Here is a 15830-nt window from a genome sequence, read left to right as displayed (position 1 = left end):
GGGCGCGGGTCACGAGCAGGTGCAGGCCGCGAGGGCGGCGGCGGCGCGGTCGAGGGCGGCCCGGGCGTCGAGGGTGTCGACCTCGCGGATCCGGTCGGCCATCAGCGCGAAGACCAGCGGCGTGCCCCGGCGGTCGACCGCGACGCCGGCCAGGCTGCTCACCCCGGTGAGGGTGCCGGTCTTGGCGCGCACGCCGCCGACCGCGTCCGGGGCCACGTCGTCGAAGCGCAGCGCGAGCGAGCCGGTGAAGCCGGCCACCGGCAGGCCGCCGAGCACGGCGCGCAGCGGGGAGTCCTCGGCGGAGGTGCCGACCGCGCGCAGCACGCCGACCAGCGTCTCGGGGGCGATGAGGTTCTCCCGCGACAGCCCGCTGCCGTCGAGCTGGCGCACCGGCACCGGCACGCCGAGGTCGCGCAGCACCTCGGCGACGCCGGCCACCCCGGCCGCGCTGCTGCCCTCTCCCCCGCTGGCCAGGCCGACGTGGCGCAGCAGCACCTCGGTGGCCTCGTTGTCGCTGACCTGGAGCAGCTGGTCGACGATCTCGGGCAGCGGCGCGCTGCTCACCTCGGCCACCGGGTCGGCACCGACCGCGGCCTGGGCGCGCCGCGGGCGGCCCTGCACCGCCACGCCGGCCTGTCGCAGCGCGGCCGCGAAGACGTCGGCGGCCTCGCGCGCCGGGTCGGCCACGCGGCCGACGCCGCCGGCGGGACGGCCCTCGTCGACCCACAGCGCCGAGATCGGCGCCACGACCCCGTCGGGCACGTAGTCGGCGGGCCACGACGGGTTGACCGCGGGGCCGGTGAAGAGGCTGGCGTCGTAGGTGAGGCGCAGCGGTGCGGCGCCCGTGCCCCGCAGCGCCGCGGCCGTGCGGCGCGCCAGCGTGGTCACGTCGGCCCGCCGGGGGTACGCCGCGCCCTCGGCAGCCGCCGGGGTCCGGGCCAGGAACGGGTCTCCCCCGCCGACGAGGGTCAGCGTCGACCCGCGGCGCACGACCCGGGTCTCGAAGGTGGTCGCGGGGTCGAGCACGCTGAGCGCGCCCACGGCGGTGAGCAGCTTGGTGGTGGAGGCGGGCACGGCGGCCGGCGTCCGCCCGCGGGCCACCAGGCCCACCGGCGCCGACCCCGCGGCGCCGTCGCCGAGGCCGGCCACCGCGGCGACCACGTGGCGCCCGAGGTCGCGGTCGCCGAGCGCGGCCGCGAGCGTGCGTCGTACGGCGGCACGGTCGAGGGCGCGCGGGTCGGCCTCGGCGGCGACGGGCGCCGGCTCGTCGAGGTCGGGGAGGTCGAGGCCGTCGGGCGGCGGGACGCGGGAGGGGTCGTCGGGTCCGGGCGCGGGGTCGCCGGTGAGCGCGGCGAGGCGGTCGCCGACCTCGCGGGCGGCGTCGTCGAGCACGCCGGTGCGCCACGCCGCGGCCCCGCCGGCGCCGAGCGCGAGCACGAGGACCACCGCCACGAGGCGCCCGCCACGCCGCCGCGGAGCGTGGCCTGCGTCACGTCGACCCACCGAAACCCCTTCCCGCTGCAGCGTTTCGGGTCATTGTGCGCGACAATCGCCGCCGGGCCCACGTCGGGCCCGAGGACCTGGCCCCCGACCCGACCGGTCGAGGGCCCACCGACATCCGGCCCACGACGGGCCGACACAAGCGGAGGCTGACTGTGCTGGAGTTCGACGTGCTCGTGGAGATCCCCAAGGGTCAGCGCAACAAGTACGAGGTCGACCACGAGTCGGGGCGCATCCGCCTGGACCGCACCCTCTTCACCTCCACGCAGTACCCCGCCGACTACGGCTACATCGAGGACACCCTCGGCATGGACGGCGACCCGCTCGACGCCCTGGTCATCCTCCAGGAGCCGACCTTCCCGGGCTGCCTGATCAAGTGCCGCGCGATCGGCATGTTCCGCATGACCGACGAGGCCGGCGGCGACGACAAGGTCCTCTGCGTGCCGGCGACCGACCCGCGCCAGGAGCACCTGCGCGACATCAGCCACGTCTCGAAGTTCGACCGCCTCGAGATCCAGCACTTCTTCGAGGTCTACAAGGACCTCGAGCCCGGCAAGTCCGTCGAGGGCGCGGAGTGGGTCGGCCGCACCGAGGCCGAGGCCGAGGTCCACGCCTCCTTCGAGCGCTTCAAGAAGACCGGCCACTGAGCCGACGCCCTCCCGCAGCCCCCGTCCGGTCACCCGGGCGGGGGCTGCGGTGCGTCAGGGGCGGCGGCGGACGCCGCGCACGTAGGCCACGGCGCCGCTGACCTGGAGGGTGACGTCCTGGACGCCGCCGCGGGCCAGCCAGCTGCGCAGCTCGACGCTGGAGCAGCCCGGCCCGAGCAGCCCGCTGGCGCGGCCGACCTGCCAGGCCGGTGACAGCGCCGGCACGGTGCCGCGCAGCAGCAGGCTCGCGCTGAGCACGCCGCCGGGCCGCAGCACCCGCGCGAGCTCGGCCACCGCCGCGGCGGGGTCGGGGAAGCAGTGCAGCCCCATGAGGCTGACGACGAGGTCGAAGGAGGCGTCGTCGAAGGGCAGGTCGGCCACGTCGGCGGCCACCGTGGTGACCAGGTGGTCGACCTTGCGGTCGTGGGCGGCGCGACGGGTCCGCTCGAGCATCACCTCGGCGATGTCGACGGCCACCACCTCCACCTGCTGGTCGGCGCGCAGCGAGCGCAGCGCCACCCCGCCGCCGCACGGCACGTCGAGCACGCGGGCGCCGTCGGGCAGGTGGCCGACCTCCTCGGCGGCGGTGAAGAGCAGCTGCTGGTCGGTGCCCAGGCCCAGGCGCCACAGCGGCCCGCCGACGCCGGGGTGCTCGACGGTCCAGTCGTAGAACGCACCCCACAGCGGGTCGCCCTCCCAGCCGCCGGTGACCCGCCCGGGCAGGCGCGCGACCTGCCCGCCGGCCGCACGCGCCCCGACGTACGCCGAGCCGAGCGCACCGCCGACGGCGGAGACCAGGCGGGCCGGCCCGCGCGGGCGCGCCATCAGGCCCCGGCCCGCTCCGCGGCGGCGCGCACCGAGGACTCGCGCGGGGTGCCGACGGGGCCGACCAGGCCCGGCGAGCGCAGCATCTCCTCGGGCACGCCGAGGGCGTCGACGAGGTCGACCGCGATCGGGCGGACCTTGCGGCACAGCGAGGAGACCTCACGGCTGATCGCCTTGGAGCGCTGCACCGAGAGCCGGCCGTGCTCCATGAACCACGCCCGGTCGGCCTCGATGACCGAGAGCGCGTGCAGGTCGCAGAGCAGGTTGAGGGCCACCTTCTGGTCGCCGTCGGGCAGGGCGCGCACCTTGGCCACGAAGGCCTCGAGCACGAGCCGCTCCATGTGGGCGTGGGCCGCGCCGATCACGTGGTCCTGCACGCGCGAGAAGACCTGGCCGGCGTTCATGCCGCCGTCGATGCCGCGCTTGAGGCGCCGCGCGACGCCGCTGACCATGTGCTCCTCGCGGAAGCGGAGCATGCCGAGCTGGTACTCGGGGTCGAGCAGCCCGGCCTCCTGGTCCCACTCGTCGCCGCCGGGCAGGACGTCGCGCAGCCGCTGCACCAGCTTGTGCACGGCCGTCTTCTCCACGACGGTCTCGACGGCGAGGCCGGCGACGAAGCGCACCATGCCGAACTGGTCCATGTCCTCGAACTCGCTGGCGTAGCCGGTGAGCAGGCCCTTGGCCACCAGCTGCATGAGCACGGTGTTGTCGCCCTCGAAGGTGGTGAAGACGTCGGTGTCGGCCTTGAGCGCGGCGAAGCGGTTCTCGGCGAGGTAGCCCGCGCCGCCGCAGGCCTCACGGCACTCCTGGATGGTGCGGGTGGCGTGCCAGGTGCCGAGCGCCTTGGTGCCGGCGGCACGCGACTCCAGCTCGCGCTTGGCCGTCTCGGCCTCGACCTCGTCGCCGCCGGCGGCGGTGGCCACGGCGTGCAGGTCGGCGGCGACGACCTCCTGGGCGAAGTGGAGCGCGTAGGTGCGGGCCAGCAGCGGCAGCAGCCGGCGCTGGTGCACGCCGTAGTCGAGCAGCAGCTCCTCCTGCTCGGGGTCGGAGGCCTCGAACTGGCGGCGCCGGTCGCCGTACCTGACCGCGATCGCGATCGCGACCTTGGCGGCGTTGATGCCGGCGCCGCCGACGCAGACGCGGCCCTGGATGAGGGTGCCCAGCATGGTGAAGAAGCGGCGGTTGGGGCTCTCGATCGCACTCTCGTAGACCCCGGCGGGCGTGACGTCGGCGAAGCGGTTGAGCAGGCTCGTGCGCGGCACCCGCACGTGGTCGACCCACAGCCGGCCGTTGTCGACCCCGTCGAGGCCCATCTTGGGGCCGTCGTCCTCGATGCGCACGCCCGGTGCGGGCTCGCCGTCGACGCGGATCGGCACCACGAAGGCGTGGACGCCCTGCGACTCCCCGCCGATCTCAAGCTGGGCGAAGACCACGGCGACCGTGCCGTGGACGGCGGCGTTGCCGATGTAGTCCTTGCCGGCCTCCTCCGAGGTCGTGGTGATCACGAACTCCTGGGTGGCCAGGTCGAAGGTCGCGACGGTGCCGAGGGCCTGCACGTTGGACCCGTGGCCGGTCTCGGTCATCGCGAAGCAGCCCAGCAGCCGCCCGGCGATGAGGTCGGGCAGGTAGCGGTCGTGGTGCTCCTTGGTGCCGAGCTGGAGCACGGCGCCGCCGAAGAGGCCGAACTGCACCCCGGTCTTCACCAGCACCGAGAGGTCGCCCAGCGCGAGGGTCTCGAAGGCGGCCACCGAGGCGCCGACGTCGCCGCCGCCGCCGTACTCCTCGGGGAACCCGAGCCCGCTCTGGCCGGTCGAGGCGATCTCGACCACGACGTCCTTGACCCGCTCGCGGAACTCGTCGGGCGTCATCGTCTCGGCGTCGCGCAGCACCTGCGCGTGGTCGACGAGGCTGTCGCGCACCAGCTGGCGCACCTCGGCGTACTTGCCGTCGAGCAGGCGGGTCATCGCCGCCACGTCGACCTCGGGCTGGCGGTAGCCCGAGCGGTGACGCTCCGGCTCGGGCGTGCCCGCGGCCGGGGCGGGGGCCTCGGTGGCGGCCGACGGGGTGACGGTGGTACTGACGGTGTCGCTCGACATGCCCCGACGCTACTCGCGGGTCACCGGGGCGCCCAGGAAAACGCCGGATCTGCCGCCCTCACGGGTGAGACCCGGGCGCGCCGGCGGGCGCGGCCGGGGCGGGGGCTCAGTCGCGGGAGACCGGCACCTTGGAGGTGGTGGTCGTCGGGTGCGACTGCAGCGGGTAGCGGTCGAACTTCTGCCCGCTGGCCAGGCCGCCGACGTAGAAGGCGACCAGCGCGATCATGATGCCGGCGATGTCGTCGGCGATGTAGTGCCAGCCGAAGTAGAGGGTGGCGACGACGGTGACGCCGAAGTTGACCCAGAAGACGACCTTCAGGATGCGGTTCTGCAGCGTGAACTGCACCATGAGGGCCACCAGCAGCGTGATGGCGGTGTGGAGGCTGGCGAAGCCGGCGACCGACTGCACCTGGCCCTCCAGGCCCGGGATCATGTAGCTCTGCCGGGTGTAGACCAGCGACTCCATCAACGACGTCGTCGGTGTGTCGGCCAGCGGCTGGTAGATCGCGACGTACTCCAGGCCCGGGCCCAGGGTGGGCAGGGCGTAGTAGGAGATCGTGCCGAGGGTCCAGGCCACGCACTGCGAGGTGACGAACCAGTAGCCGTAGGACATGTTGCGCGACCACACCAGCCAGGCCGTGACCGCCAGCGGCACCAGCGGCAGGAACCACAGGTAGATGTAGCTGAGCAGGTGGGCGGCGACGGTGGTGCCGAGCAGGTCGTGCAGCACGATCGCGGGGTCGTTGCCGAAGAAGAGGGCGCGGTCGAGCAGGTGCAGCTCGCGGTCGTACATCCGGTCGGAGACGAGCGGGAGGTAGGACTTGATGTTGCGGTAGCAGACGTAGACGACGTAGAAGCAGATGATGCCGAGCGCGACCAGCGTCAGGCGCTCCTTGTTCCAGTGCGAGCGCAGGCGCTCGCGCACGATCGCCGGCATCAGCGTCGGGCGGCCCTTGGAGTACCACAGCGTGCGTGGCAGCAGGTCGAGCAGCAGCGCGCCGAGCAGCAGCAGCGGCAGGCGCAGCCACGACGGGCCGAGGAAGCTGCCCTCGGGGTCGACGAGGCCCTGGTCGAGCACGGCGGCGGTGATGACGGCCCACAGGCCCATCCCGATCGCGGTGACCACGAGGAGGACGTAGGCGCGGCGATACACGCAGGTCAGTGTAAGGACTGTCCCTACGCTTCGCCCCCTCCGCGCGCCCCGGGGAGCACCGCGAGCCGCGTGGCGTCCACCACCACGCCCACCCGGTCGCCCGGCGCCACGCGGTGGTCGAGGCCCGCCACGGCGTCGACCTCGCCCACCCCGTCGACGTCGAGCACCAGCCGCAGCTGCTCCGGCGTGCCCCGCAGCGAGCGCACCGTCGCCGCCAGCGCGCCCTCCTGCGCACCCGCCTGCGCGCCCGGCTGCCCGGGGGCGGCCAGCTGCAGCGCGGAGCGGCGTACGGCGACCGCCGTGGCCCCGCCCGCGGCGACGGGCCGGCCGGCCGCCGCCAGCACCCGGTCGGCCGCGGGGCCGTGCAGGACGCGGGCGTAGCCCAGGAAGAGGGCGGTGGCCTCGTCGACGGGGTGGCGCCACACCTCGCCGATGTCACCGTGCTGCACCAGGCGCCCCTCCCGCATCACCGCGAGCCGGTCGGCCACGGTGAAGGCCTCCTCGTGGTCATGGGTCACCATCAGCGCGGTCGTGCCGGCGCGGCGCAGGATGTCGCGCAGCTCCACGGCCAGCCGCTCGCGCAGCCCGGCGTCGAGGGCCGACAGCGGCTCGTCGAGCAGCAGCAGCCGGGGCTCGACGGCCAGCGAGCGGGCCAGCGCCACCCGCTGGCGCTCCCCGCCCGACAGCGTGCCGGGCAGCCGGTCGGCGTAGCCGGTGAGCCCGACCAGCTCGAGCAGCTCCTTGACGCGGCGGGCCTCCTCGCGGGCCCCGGAGCGCGAGCGGCGCCGCAGGCGCAGGGCGTAGCCGACGTTGCGCCCGACGGTGAGGTGGCCGAAGAGCTGCCCGTCCTGGAACATCAGCGCGAAGCCCCGCCTGTGGGTCGGCACGCGGGCCAGGTCGTCGCCGTCCCACGCGATCCGGCCCGTCGCGGGCTCGAGGCCGGCCACCGCGCGCAGCAGCGTCGACTTGCCGCACCCCGAGGGTCCCAGCACGGCGAGCACCTGCCCGTCGGGGAGGTCGAGGTCGACCCCGCTCACGGCCGGGCGGCCGTCGTAGGACACCGAGACGTCGCTCAGCGCGAGCATCGCGCTCCTCCTGTCGTCGGGCCGGTCACGGGGCCGGTCACAGGGCCGGTCACAGGGCCGGTCACAGGGCCCCCAGCGACGGCACGCGCAGCCGCTCGACGGCCAGCATCACACCGGCCGTGGCCGCGGCCAGCACCACGGAGGCGGCCAGGGCCATGCCGTAGTTCATGGCTCCGGGGCTGCCGATGAGGCGGTAGATGACCACCGGCAGGGTCGGGGACTCCTCGCGCGCGAGGAAGGACGTGGCCCCGAACTCCCCCAGCGACACCGCGAAGGCGAAGCCGGCGGCGGCCAGCAGGGGGCGCCACACCACCGGCAGGTCGACGGTGAGCACGGTGCGCCAGGCCCCGGCGCCCAGCGAGGCGGCCGCCTGGCGCTGCCGGTCGTCGACGCCGCCGAGCACGGGGGCGATCGTGCGCACCACCAGCGGCAGCGCCACCAGCGCCTGGGCCACCGGCACCAGCAGCGGGGAGTCGCGCAGGTCGAGCGGCGGGGAGTCGAGGGTGATGAGGAAGCCGAAGCCGAGCGTCACCGCCGAGACGCCCAGGGGCAGCATGAAGAAGCCGTCGAGGGCCGCACGCACCCGCCGCTCGGCCCGCCCGCGGGAGCCCCGGGTGACCACGACGGCCACCAGCAGGCCCAGGGTCAGCGACATCCAGGTCGCGTCCACCGCGGTGCGCAGCGAGGTGAGCAGCGCGTCGGTCACCGGCACCAGCAGGGCGCCGCCCTCGCCGGGGGTGCGCAGGGCGCGGTAGTTGCCCAGGCTCCAGGCGTCGTCGACGCGCAGCGAGCCGCTCACCAGCACCGCCACGGGCGCGGCGACCACCACGAGCAGCAGCGCGGTGGCGCCCAGCTGGGGGAGGTCGCCGCGGCGGGGGCGGCGCGGGCGGGGCACGACGCGCGCCAGCGTCGGGTCGGGCACCGCCCGCAGCCGCGCGGCCACCAGCAGCAGCGCGGTGACCGCCACGAGCTGCAGGATCGACAGGGCCGCGGCCGCCTGGAGGTCGAGCAGGTTGGTGGTGAGCAGGTAGATCTCGGTCTCCACCGAGGAGTAGCGGAGCCCGCCCAGGGTCAGCACGACGCCGAAGGCGGTGGCGCAGAAGAGGAAGACCACGCTGGCCGACGACACGATCGCCGGGCGCAGCGCCGGCAGCGTCACGGTGCGCAGCACCTGCAGCGGGCTCGCACCCAGCGCCGCGGCCGCCTCGCCCGGGCGCGGGTCGAGCGACTCCCACGCCGCGCCCACGCCGCGGATGACCACGGCGACGTTGAAGAAGACCAGGCCCGCCACGATCGCCACCGGGCTGCCGTCGAGGCCGAGGAAGGCCAGCGGGCCCGCCTCGCCCAGCAGCTGGCGGAAGGCGATGCCGACGACCACGGTCGGCAGCACGAAGGGCACGAGCAGCGCGGCGCGCACCACACGGCGCAGCGGGAAGTCGAGGCGGTGCAGGGCGAAGGCGGCCGGAAGGCCCAGCAGCACCGACAGCGCCGTGGCCACCGTCGCCGACCAGACGGTGAACCACAGCACCCGGTGCACCCGCTCGCGGCCCAGCACCTCGAGCACGGCGCCCGGGTCGAGCACGCCGTCGACGACGAAGCCCCGCGCGAGCATGCCGCTCACCGGCAGCACGAAGAAGACCGCCAGCACCGCCACCGGCAGCGCCGCGAGCGCCAGCAGGGTCAGCCCACGTCTCACCGGGTGACGACGTCCGTCCACTCCTGCAGCCACGTGGCGCGCTCGGTGGCGATCTCGGCGGGGTCGACCTCGTAGGGGTCGGTGGGGCGCTCGGCGTGCTGCGCCCAGTCGGCCGGCAGCTCGGTGCCCTCGACGACCGGGAAGACGTACATCGACTCCGGCAGCGCGGCCTGCACCTCCGGCCCGGTCATGAAACGCACCAGCGCCTCGGCCCCGGCCACGTTCTCCGCGCCCGCCAGGACCCCGACGTACTCGACCTGCTGGAAGCAGGTGTCGAGCAGCGCCCGGGTGGTCGAGGTGCCGTCGTCGGCAAGGGTGAAGGCCGGGGAGGAGTCGTAGGAGACCACGACCGGGCGGTCGCCGGAGCCGCCGCCCTGGGTGAAGTCGGTCTGGTAGGCGTCCGACCAGCCGTCGACGAGCTTGGCGCCGTTGTCCATGAGGTCGGCCCAGTAGTCGGGCCAGTCCTCGCCGTACTCCGCGATCGTGGCCAGCAGGAAGGCCAGGCCCGGGGAGCTGGTCGTGGCTCCGGGCACGACGAGCAGGTCGCGGTAGGCGGGGTCGGTGAGGTCGTCGAGCGAGGCCGGCGGCTCGAGCTCGCGCTCGGCGAACCACGTCTCGTCGACGTTGACGCACACGTTGCCGTTGTCGACGGCGGTCAGGGCCTGCTCGTCGTCGCCGGGCACGGCGTAGTCGGAGACCCCGGCGGGGGCGTCGAAGGCGTAGGGGGCGAAGACGCCCTCCTCCAGCGCGCGGGAGGCGAAGGTGTTGTCGACGCCGAAGGCCACGTCGCCGGTCGGGGAGTCCTGGGTCAGGACCAGCCTGTTGGTGAGGCTGCCGGCGTCACCGGAGGCTCGGACCACGAGGTCGTAGCCCGACTGCTGCTCGAAGGCCCGCTCGACCTTCTGGGGCAGGAAGAACGACTCGTGGGTGACCAGCACGACCTCGCTGCCGTCGCCGGTGGCCCCCTCGGTGCCGCCGGCGCCGGTGGAGGAGCCCGCACCGCCCGTGTCGGCGGCGGTCGGGTCGTCGTCGCCGCTGCCGACCAGCGAGCAGGCCGGGGTGAGGCCGAGGACCACCGCGGTGGTCAGGACGGTGAGTGCGCGCGCACGCCTCATGTGGACTCCCTTCGCCGGTGCTAACCGGAGCAGGTTCGGAGGGTCTGCGGTACGACGCGACTCGTCGTCCGCACTCTCAGCACGCCACCGGTGGCCGGTCGTGCTCCCCTGTCTTCTGCGGCCAGTGTAGGTCGCCGGCAGGTCGGCGGCGGGTCGCCGTCCGGTCCGGCACGGTCGGGCGCCGGGCCGTGGCCACCCGGCGCCCGGTCGGTGGGCGCTGCTGGCGGGGTCTGAGAGGCTTCCGGCGTGCCGAGCCTCCGCCACCAGCTCCTCGCGACCCTCATCCCCCGACTGCGCCGGGCCGGCGAGCTGAGCTCGCTGCCCGAGGAGCGCGAGCGCGTGCTCGAGGGGCAGGCACGCCGCGCGCCCGGGCTGGCGACGGGGCTGGTGCCCGGCTTCGCGCGGCGCTTCACCCTGGTCACCGACTCCTCCGCCGGCTTCGACGTGCACGTGCTCGCCCCGCGCGGGGTCGAGCCCGAGCGGACCCTGGTGTGGATGCACGGCGGCGCCTACATCGCCGGCATCGACCCCTTCCACGTGCGCTACGCCGCCGCGCTCGCCCGCCGGCTCGGGGTGCGGGTCGTGCTGCCCGACTACCCGCTGGCCCCGGGCAGCACCTGGGCCGACTCCCACGACCGGCTCGTCGACGTCGTCGCGCGCGCCTGCGCCCACGGCCCGGTGCTGCTGGGCGGCGACTCCGCCGGCGGCGGCATCGCGCTGGCCGTGGCCCAGAGCGTGCGCGACCGCGGTCTCGACCCGGCGGGGTCGCTGGAGCGGCTGCTGCTGCTCTCCCCCTGGGTCGACCTCACCACCTCCACGCCGGCGACCCGGTGGTTCGCGGCGCGCGACCCGTGGCTCTTCGAGTCCAAGCTGCACGCCTACGCCGACTGGTGGGCCGGCTCCCCCGACGACCTGGCCCGCCCCGAGGTCTCCCCGGCGCTGGGCGACCTCTCCGGCCTGCCGCCGGCGCTCGTGCTCTGCGGCACGCGCGACCTGCTCGTCCCCGGCGTACGGCTGCTGGCGCGGCGGGCGGCCGAGGCCGGGTGGGACCTCACCTACGTCGAGGAGCCCGACCTCATCCACGTCTACCCGATCCTGCCGCTCATCCCCGAGGCGCGTCGGGCCCGGCGCACCGTCGAGGACTTCCTGCGGGGGTCGGCCCGGTGAGCGGCCCCGTGAGCGGTGCGGCGGGCGGTTCGTCGGGCGGCCCGGTGGTGTGGTCGAGCGACTTCGCGGGGCTCGCGCCGGCGGTCGCCTACGCCGTGTGGCGGCTGCGGCAGGAGGTCTTCGTGGTCGAGCAGGCCTGCCCCTACCCCGACCTCGACGGCCGTGACACCGAGCCCGGCACCCGCCACGTCGTGCTCCCCGACCCCGAGCGGCCCGACGAGGTCCCGGTGCTGGGCTACGCCCGGGTGCTCGACGACGGCGACACGTGGCGCATCGGTCGGGTCGTGCTGCATCCCGCGGGGCGCGGGCGGGGGCTCAGCGGCGCGCTGATGAAGGCGTGCGTGGCGCTGTGCGACGGGGCAGGGAGCGAGACCGGGGCCGAGACCGGGAGCGGGGTGCGCCGTGACGTCGTGCTCGACGCCCAGGCGCCGCTGGCGGGCTGGTACGCCGGCTTCGGCTTCGCCGTCGACGGGCCGGAGTTCCTGGAGGACGGCATCCCCCACGTGCCGATGCGGCGGCGCGGCTGAGGCGTGCCGGCGGGGTCGGGCGGGCGTAGGGTCCGAGACGTGCTGCGACGACTCGGACTCTCCCTGGCCACCCTCGCCCTCGCCTCGACCGGGGTGGTGGCGCTCGCGCCACCGGCGGCGTACGCGGCCCAGGCCGGCAGCGAGGCCGGTGCGGGCGGTGACACGCTCTTCCCGCGGCAGGGCGACGCGCGCTACCAGGTCCGGTCCTACGACGTGTCGCTCGACTACACGCCCGTGACCAACCGGCTCACCGCCACGACGCGGATCGTCGCCGTCGCGGCGCGCGACCTGGGCCGCTTCGACCTCGACCTCGAGGGTCTCGACGTGTCGCGGGTGCTGGTCGACGGCGAGCAGGCCGCCTTCTCGCGCGACGGCCACGAGCTCACGGTGCGCCCCGACGGCGGACTCGACCGGGGGCGCTTCACGGTGCGCGTCGACTACGCCGGGGAGCCGCAGGAGCACATCGACCCCGACGGGTCCACCGAGGGCTGGGTCCGCACGGCCGACGGCGCCACCGCGCTGGGCGAGCCGGTCGGCACGATGACCTGGATCCCCTCCAACAACACCCCCGGCGACAAGGCGCGCTACACCTTCCGCCTCACCGTGCCCACCGGCTACGAGGCCACCGCCAACGGCGTGCTCGTCTCCCAGCGCGACGAGGGCCTCACCACCACGTGGACCTGGCGGGCCGACGACCCGATGGCGACCTACCTGGCCATGGTCTCGATCGGGCAGTTCGACGTCTTCGAGTCGCAGACCGAGTCGGTCGACGGCCGCACGATCCCGATCTGGTCCTTCACCGACGTCACCGGCGGCGACGCCGCCGCGGCGCGGCGGCTGCTGCCGAAGGTGATCGCCTTCCAGGAGAGGCTCTTCGGCCCCTACCCCTTCGACGCCGCCGGGCTGGTCGTCGACGACGCCGACGTGGGCTACGCGCTGGAGACCCAGACCCGCCCGTTCTACCCCTCGGTCGGCGCCGCCGACGGTGCGCTCGTCCACGAGACCGCGCACCAGTGGTTCGGCGACTCCGTGACCCTGGTCGACTGGCACGACATCTGGCTGGCCGAGGGCTTCGCGACCTACGCCGAGTGGCTCTGGGACGCCCGCCACGGCGGTGACACCGCCCAGGAGCACTTCGACGACCTGTACGCCACCCCGGCCTCGGGCGCCCTGTGGCGCCCGGCGCCCACCGAGTTCACCGACGCCGCCGACCTCTTCGGCAGCCCGGTCTACAACCGCGGGGCGATGACGTTGCACGCACTGCGCAAGGAGGTCGGCGGCGACGACTTCTTCCGGATCGTGCGGCTGTGGGCGCAGCGCAACGAGGACGGCAGCGTGCGCACCGCGCAGCTCGTGCGGCTCGCGGAGCGGGTCTCCGGTCGCGAGCTGTCGCCGCTCTTCCGCACCTGGCTGGAGAGGGCGGGCAAGCCGGCCGGCTACTGACCGCTGGGCTCGGGGTCGCCGGACTCGGGTCCGCCGGGTCCGGGGTCGCGGGACCGTCGGTCGGTGGGCCCGGGCCCGGGGTGGTCGGCCTGGTCGGGGGCCGCGGGCCGGCGTGGCTCGCGGACCGGCCCGTGCTGGCGCAGGAGCGCGATGGTGGCCCAGCCGAGGGCGTCGACCGCCCGCTGCGGCGAGCACGGGTCCTGCCGGTCGCAGAGCGCGACCCGGAGCCCGTCGACCAGACCTTGGAGCACGTCGAGGGCGACCTCGTCGTCGAGGCCGGTCAGGTGTCGGATCCAGTGGCGCTCCTGGGTCCGGGCCTGCGCGACCGCCGCGGCGAGGGCGTCGTCGGCCCGGGCGAGCTCGCAGAGAGCCAGCCACACCCTGACCGCGCGGCGTCCCTCCTCGCCGTCGGGCAGCAGCGTCGCGAGGGGACCGTCCCCCCGACCCCTGCCGCCGAAGTCGCTGGTCGCTCGCACACCGGCCCAGGCCCGGACGCACATCAGCTGCATCAGCCGCTCCCGTCCGCCGAGGTGGTGCAGCACGGTGCTCGGGCTGAGGTCGGCCTCGGCCGCGATCCGGCGCAGCGACAGGGCCTCCACCCCGTCACGCGTCACCAGCCGCGACACGGCGGCCGTGAGCTCCTCGACGCGGTAGGTGGTGTCGAGGATCCGGGGCACGACGTCATCCCAGCACGGTCGGACGCAGCGCGCCGCCGGCTCTCCACAGACCCGGTCGCCACCGGCCGCCTCTCCACGGGCCGGCTCGCTGCCGGCCGCCCCTCGTGGCCGCCGGTCGCTCGTCGGGCGGTCCGCGGTGGGTGTCCGCAGGTTGAACGAACGTTCGATCAACGCGTGAGCGGCGCCCTCGAAGCGGGAGCGACAGACGACACCGACCAGCAGCGAACCCAGGGGCGGAGCCCTCCGGTCATGCCGAGACGTTGAACGAACGTTCGATCAACCCGGGAGCGACTCCACCGCGAAACGGGAGCGACAGACGACACCGACCGGCAGCGACCCCAGGGGCGGAGCCCTCCAGTCATGCCGAGACGTTGAACGCACGTTCCATCAACCCGGGAGCGACTCCACCGCGAAACGGGAGCGACAGACGACACCGACCGGCAGCGACCCCAGGGGCGGAGCCCTCCAGTCACCCCAACCCGTTGAACGAACGTTCGATCAACCCGCGAGCGCCTCACGTGGAGCCGAGCCACCACGCACGCTCGGTCGGCGCGCGGGCCGGGCGTGCCTGCGGCGGTGGGAACGCGGCGGTGAGGATCCGCGGACGGAACGAACGATCCACCACCCCTGGAGTCGACTCAGCAGGTCTCTCCCCCGCGGTCGAGCCGCACGTGGTCGGCGTGCCAGCTCGTCGCCGGCTTGGCCCGGGCGTCGCCGCAGGACCCGAGGCGGGCTGCCACCGTGGACGACAGGTGGACAGTCGCCGCGAACGCACCCGCGGGGTCGACGACCCGCAGCACCGCCCGCTGTCCCTCCGCCTGTGCTTCCGCCCGCGCGTCGGCCTGTGCTTCGGCCTGCCCCTCGACACGCAGCGGCGGGAGCTCCTCGCGGCTGACCGCGAGCGGCACGTCGTGGGCCAGCCCGAGCCGCTCGCGCGCCGCCAGCTCGGCGACCTGCTCGGGCGCGGACCGCCCGGCGCGCCCCCGTACGCGCCCGGGCGGGAGCGCACCGGCCACGACGGCCTCGGCCACCGCCACGGCGTCATCGGCGCCGACCCGGCCGAGGGCCAGTCCGCTGGGGAGGGCCAGCAGGGTCCCGGAGAAACGGTGGCCGCCGAGGTGGGTGGTCTCCCAGGTGCCCTCGGGCCAGCGGGCGGCCAGCGCCGCGGCGACCGGGCGACCGAGCTCGGCGCAGCACAGGTCGCGCGAGCCGTTGGTGCACACCAGCCACAGCGGCTCCGCGTCGTGGCGGTGGGGCAGCAGCCCGGAGCCCTCGGGGTCGTGGGGGTCGACCCCGGTGACGGCGTCGGCCGAGGGCAGCGTGGCCGACCAGACCCGCGGCGCCTCCCCGTCGTCGAGGTGGGCCACGACCACACGGGCCGGTGTGACCTCGCCGGGCAGCGGCGTCCGGGCGCCGGGGCGACGGAGCAGCTGGACGCGCACGTCGCGCAGGCCGGCCAGGTGGGCGCGGGCGGACTCGGGCAGGCGCGACTCTCGGAGCGCCTTGCGCCCCCACGGCCCGGGCTGCTCGAGGAAGAGCCAGCGACGGTCGGTGGGCGCGCTGCCGGCGAGCGGCTCGTCGTCGGCGAGGCTGGCGGCGGCGCAGCGGAGGTCCACCGGCCCATCAGACCACGCGGCGTGGCTCGCGCCTCGGCACGGTCATGCGCGAGGATCCGGCACGGGGCGCAGGGGCGAGCGCGGGGCGCAGGGGCGAGCGCGGGGCGCAGGGGCGAGCGCGGGGCGCAGGGGCGAGCGCGGGGCGCAGGGGCGAGCGCGGGGCGCAGGGGCGAGCGCGGGGCGCAGGGGCGAGCGCGGGGCGCAGGGCCGGGCGCGGGCACGGAGCCGGGCGCAGCACGGGACGGGCGCAGCACGGGCCGGGCGCAGCCCGGGCCCCAGGCCG

The 15830-nt window shown here is 75.4% G+C and carries 13 protein-coding genes and 1 riboswitch; of the genes, 4 read left to right on the top strand and 9 right to left on the bottom strand.

The genetic code is table 11. The annotated features are described in order from the left end of the window. Positions 1 to 9 precede the first annotated feature (9 nt). Complete coding sequence (dacB, locus tag IR170_RS07920) at positions 10 to 1503, bottom strand: D-alanyl-D-alanine carboxypeptidase/D-alanyl-D-alanine endopeptidase (protein WP_193661928.1); 1494 nt, start codon at positions 1501 to 1503, stop codon at positions 10 to 12. Between the two features lie 155 nt (positions 1504 to 1658). Between dacB and IR170_RS07915 the strand changes: the two genes are divergently transcribed. Beyond that, on the top strand, positions 1659 to 2147 hold the full coding sequence (locus IR170_RS07915) for an inorganic diphosphatase (RefSeq protein WP_193662119.1): 489 nt from the start codon (positions 1659 to 1661) through the stop codon (positions 2145 to 2147). 54 nt (positions 2148 to 2201) lie between these two features. Here the strand turns inward: IR170_RS07915 and IR170_RS07910 are convergent, their stop codons facing one another. The 6 genes from IR170_RS07910 to IR170_RS07885 form a co-directional block, all read right to left on the bottom strand. Then, positions 2202 to 2972 (bottom strand): class I SAM-dependent methyltransferase, encoded by a 771-nt coding sequence (locus IR170_RS07910; protein ID WP_193661927.1) that lies wholly within the window; start codon positions 2970 to 2972, stop codon positions 2202 to 2204. After that, positions 2972 to 5068, bottom strand: coding sequence for an acyl-CoA dehydrogenase family protein (locus IR170_RS07905; protein WP_193661926.1), 2097 nt, complete (start codon positions 5066 to 5068; stop codon positions 2972 to 2974). Before IR170_RS07905 ends, IR170_RS07910 begins: the two co-directional genes overlap by 1 nt. Before the next feature lie 106 nt (positions 5069 to 5174). Continuing rightward, positions 5175 to 6221, bottom strand: a complete 1047-nt coding sequence (locus tag IR170_RS07900; protein WP_193661925.1) for a phosphatase PAP2 family protein — start codon at positions 6219 to 6221, stop codon at positions 5175 to 5177. Between the two features lie 23 nt (positions 6222 to 6244). Beyond that, entirely contained in the window at positions 6245 to 7306 is a 1062-nt protein-coding gene (locus tag IR170_RS07895) for an ABC transporter ATP-binding protein (RefSeq protein WP_193661924.1), read from the bottom strand. A 61-nt stretch (positions 7307 to 7367) separates the two neighbouring features. Then, entirely contained in the window at positions 7368 to 9002 is a 1635-nt protein-coding gene (locus tag IR170_RS07890; RefSeq protein ID WP_056864893.1) for an ABC transporter permease, read from the bottom strand. Then, positions 8999 to 10117 (bottom strand): thiamine ABC transporter substrate-binding protein, encoded by a 1119-nt coding sequence (locus IR170_RS07885; protein WP_193661923.1) that lies wholly within the window; start codon positions 10115 to 10117, stop codon positions 8999 to 9001. The genes IR170_RS07890 and IR170_RS07885 overlap by 4 nt, the downstream gene beginning before the upstream one ends. Beyond that, a riboswitch (TPP riboswitch) is annotated at positions 10107 to 10237 on the bottom strand. Its footprint overlaps the gene before it by 11 nt. A 126-nt stretch (positions 10238 to 10363) precedes the next feature. On the opposite strand from IR170_RS07885, the gene IR170_RS07880 reads away from it, so the two are divergent. Genes IR170_RS07880 through IR170_RS07870 form a run of 3 tightly spaced genes read left to right on the top strand, consistent with a single transcriptional unit; the run spans position 10364 to position 13254 of the window. Next, on the top strand, positions 10364 to 11284 hold the full coding sequence (locus tag IR170_RS07880) for an alpha/beta hydrolase (RefSeq protein WP_193661922.1): 921 nt from the start codon (positions 10364 to 10366) through the stop codon (positions 11282 to 11284). After that, entirely contained in the window at positions 11281 to 11811 is a 531-nt protein-coding gene (locus tag IR170_RS20260; protein WP_319804964.1) for a GNAT family N-acetyltransferase, read from the top strand. Before IR170_RS07880 ends, IR170_RS20260 begins: the two co-directional genes overlap by 4 nt. A gap of 39 nt (positions 11812 to 11850) precedes the next feature. After that, positions 11851 to 13254, top strand: a complete 1404-nt coding sequence (locus IR170_RS07870; protein ID WP_193661921.1) for a M1 family metallopeptidase — start codon at positions 11851 to 11853, stop codon at positions 13252 to 13254. On the opposite strand, the gene IR170_RS07865 is transcribed toward IR170_RS07870, so the two are convergent. Next, positions 13248 to 13931, bottom strand: a complete 684-nt coding sequence (locus IR170_RS07865; RefSeq protein WP_193661920.1) for a TetR family transcriptional regulator C-terminal domain-containing protein — start codon at positions 13929 to 13931, stop codon at positions 13248 to 13250. The two genes, IR170_RS07870 and IR170_RS07865, sit on opposite strands and share 7 nt — an antisense overlap. 638 nt (positions 13932 to 14569) lie before the next feature. Next, positions 14570 to 15547 carry a sucrase ferredoxin gene (locus tag IR170_RS07860; protein ID WP_193661919.1) on the bottom strand — a complete coding sequence of 326 codons (978 nt, stop codon included), beginning with the start codon at positions 15545 to 15547 and terminating at the stop codon, positions 14570 to 14572. Positions 15548 to 15830: the final 283 nt, after the last annotated feature.

This window comes from Nocardioides kribbensis, from assembly GCF_015070375.1.
GTDB classification, from domain to species: domain Bacteria; phylum Actinomycetota; class Actinomycetes; order Propionibacteriales; family Nocardioidaceae; genus Nocardioides; species Nocardioides kribbensis.
This window is presented reverse-complemented; position numbering and strand designations above follow the sequence as displayed.

Coding starts and splice junctions, on each gene's coding strand:
- IR170_RS07910 (WP_193661927.1), bottom strand. CDS start 2,972: ATGGCGCGCCCGCGCGGGCCGGCCCGCCTGGTCTCCGCCGTCGGCGGT.
- IR170_RS07905 (WP_193661926.1), bottom strand. CDS start 5,068: ATGTCGAGCGACACCGTCAGTACCACCGTCACCCCGTCGGCCGCCACC.
- IR170_RS07895 (WP_193661924.1), bottom strand. CDS start 7,306: ATGCTCGCGCTGAGCGACGTCTCGGTGTCCTACGACGGCCGCCCGGCC.
- IR170_RS07885 (WP_193661923.1), bottom strand. CDS start 10,117: ATGAGGCGTGCGCGCGCACTCACCGTCCTGACCACCGCGGTGGTCCTC.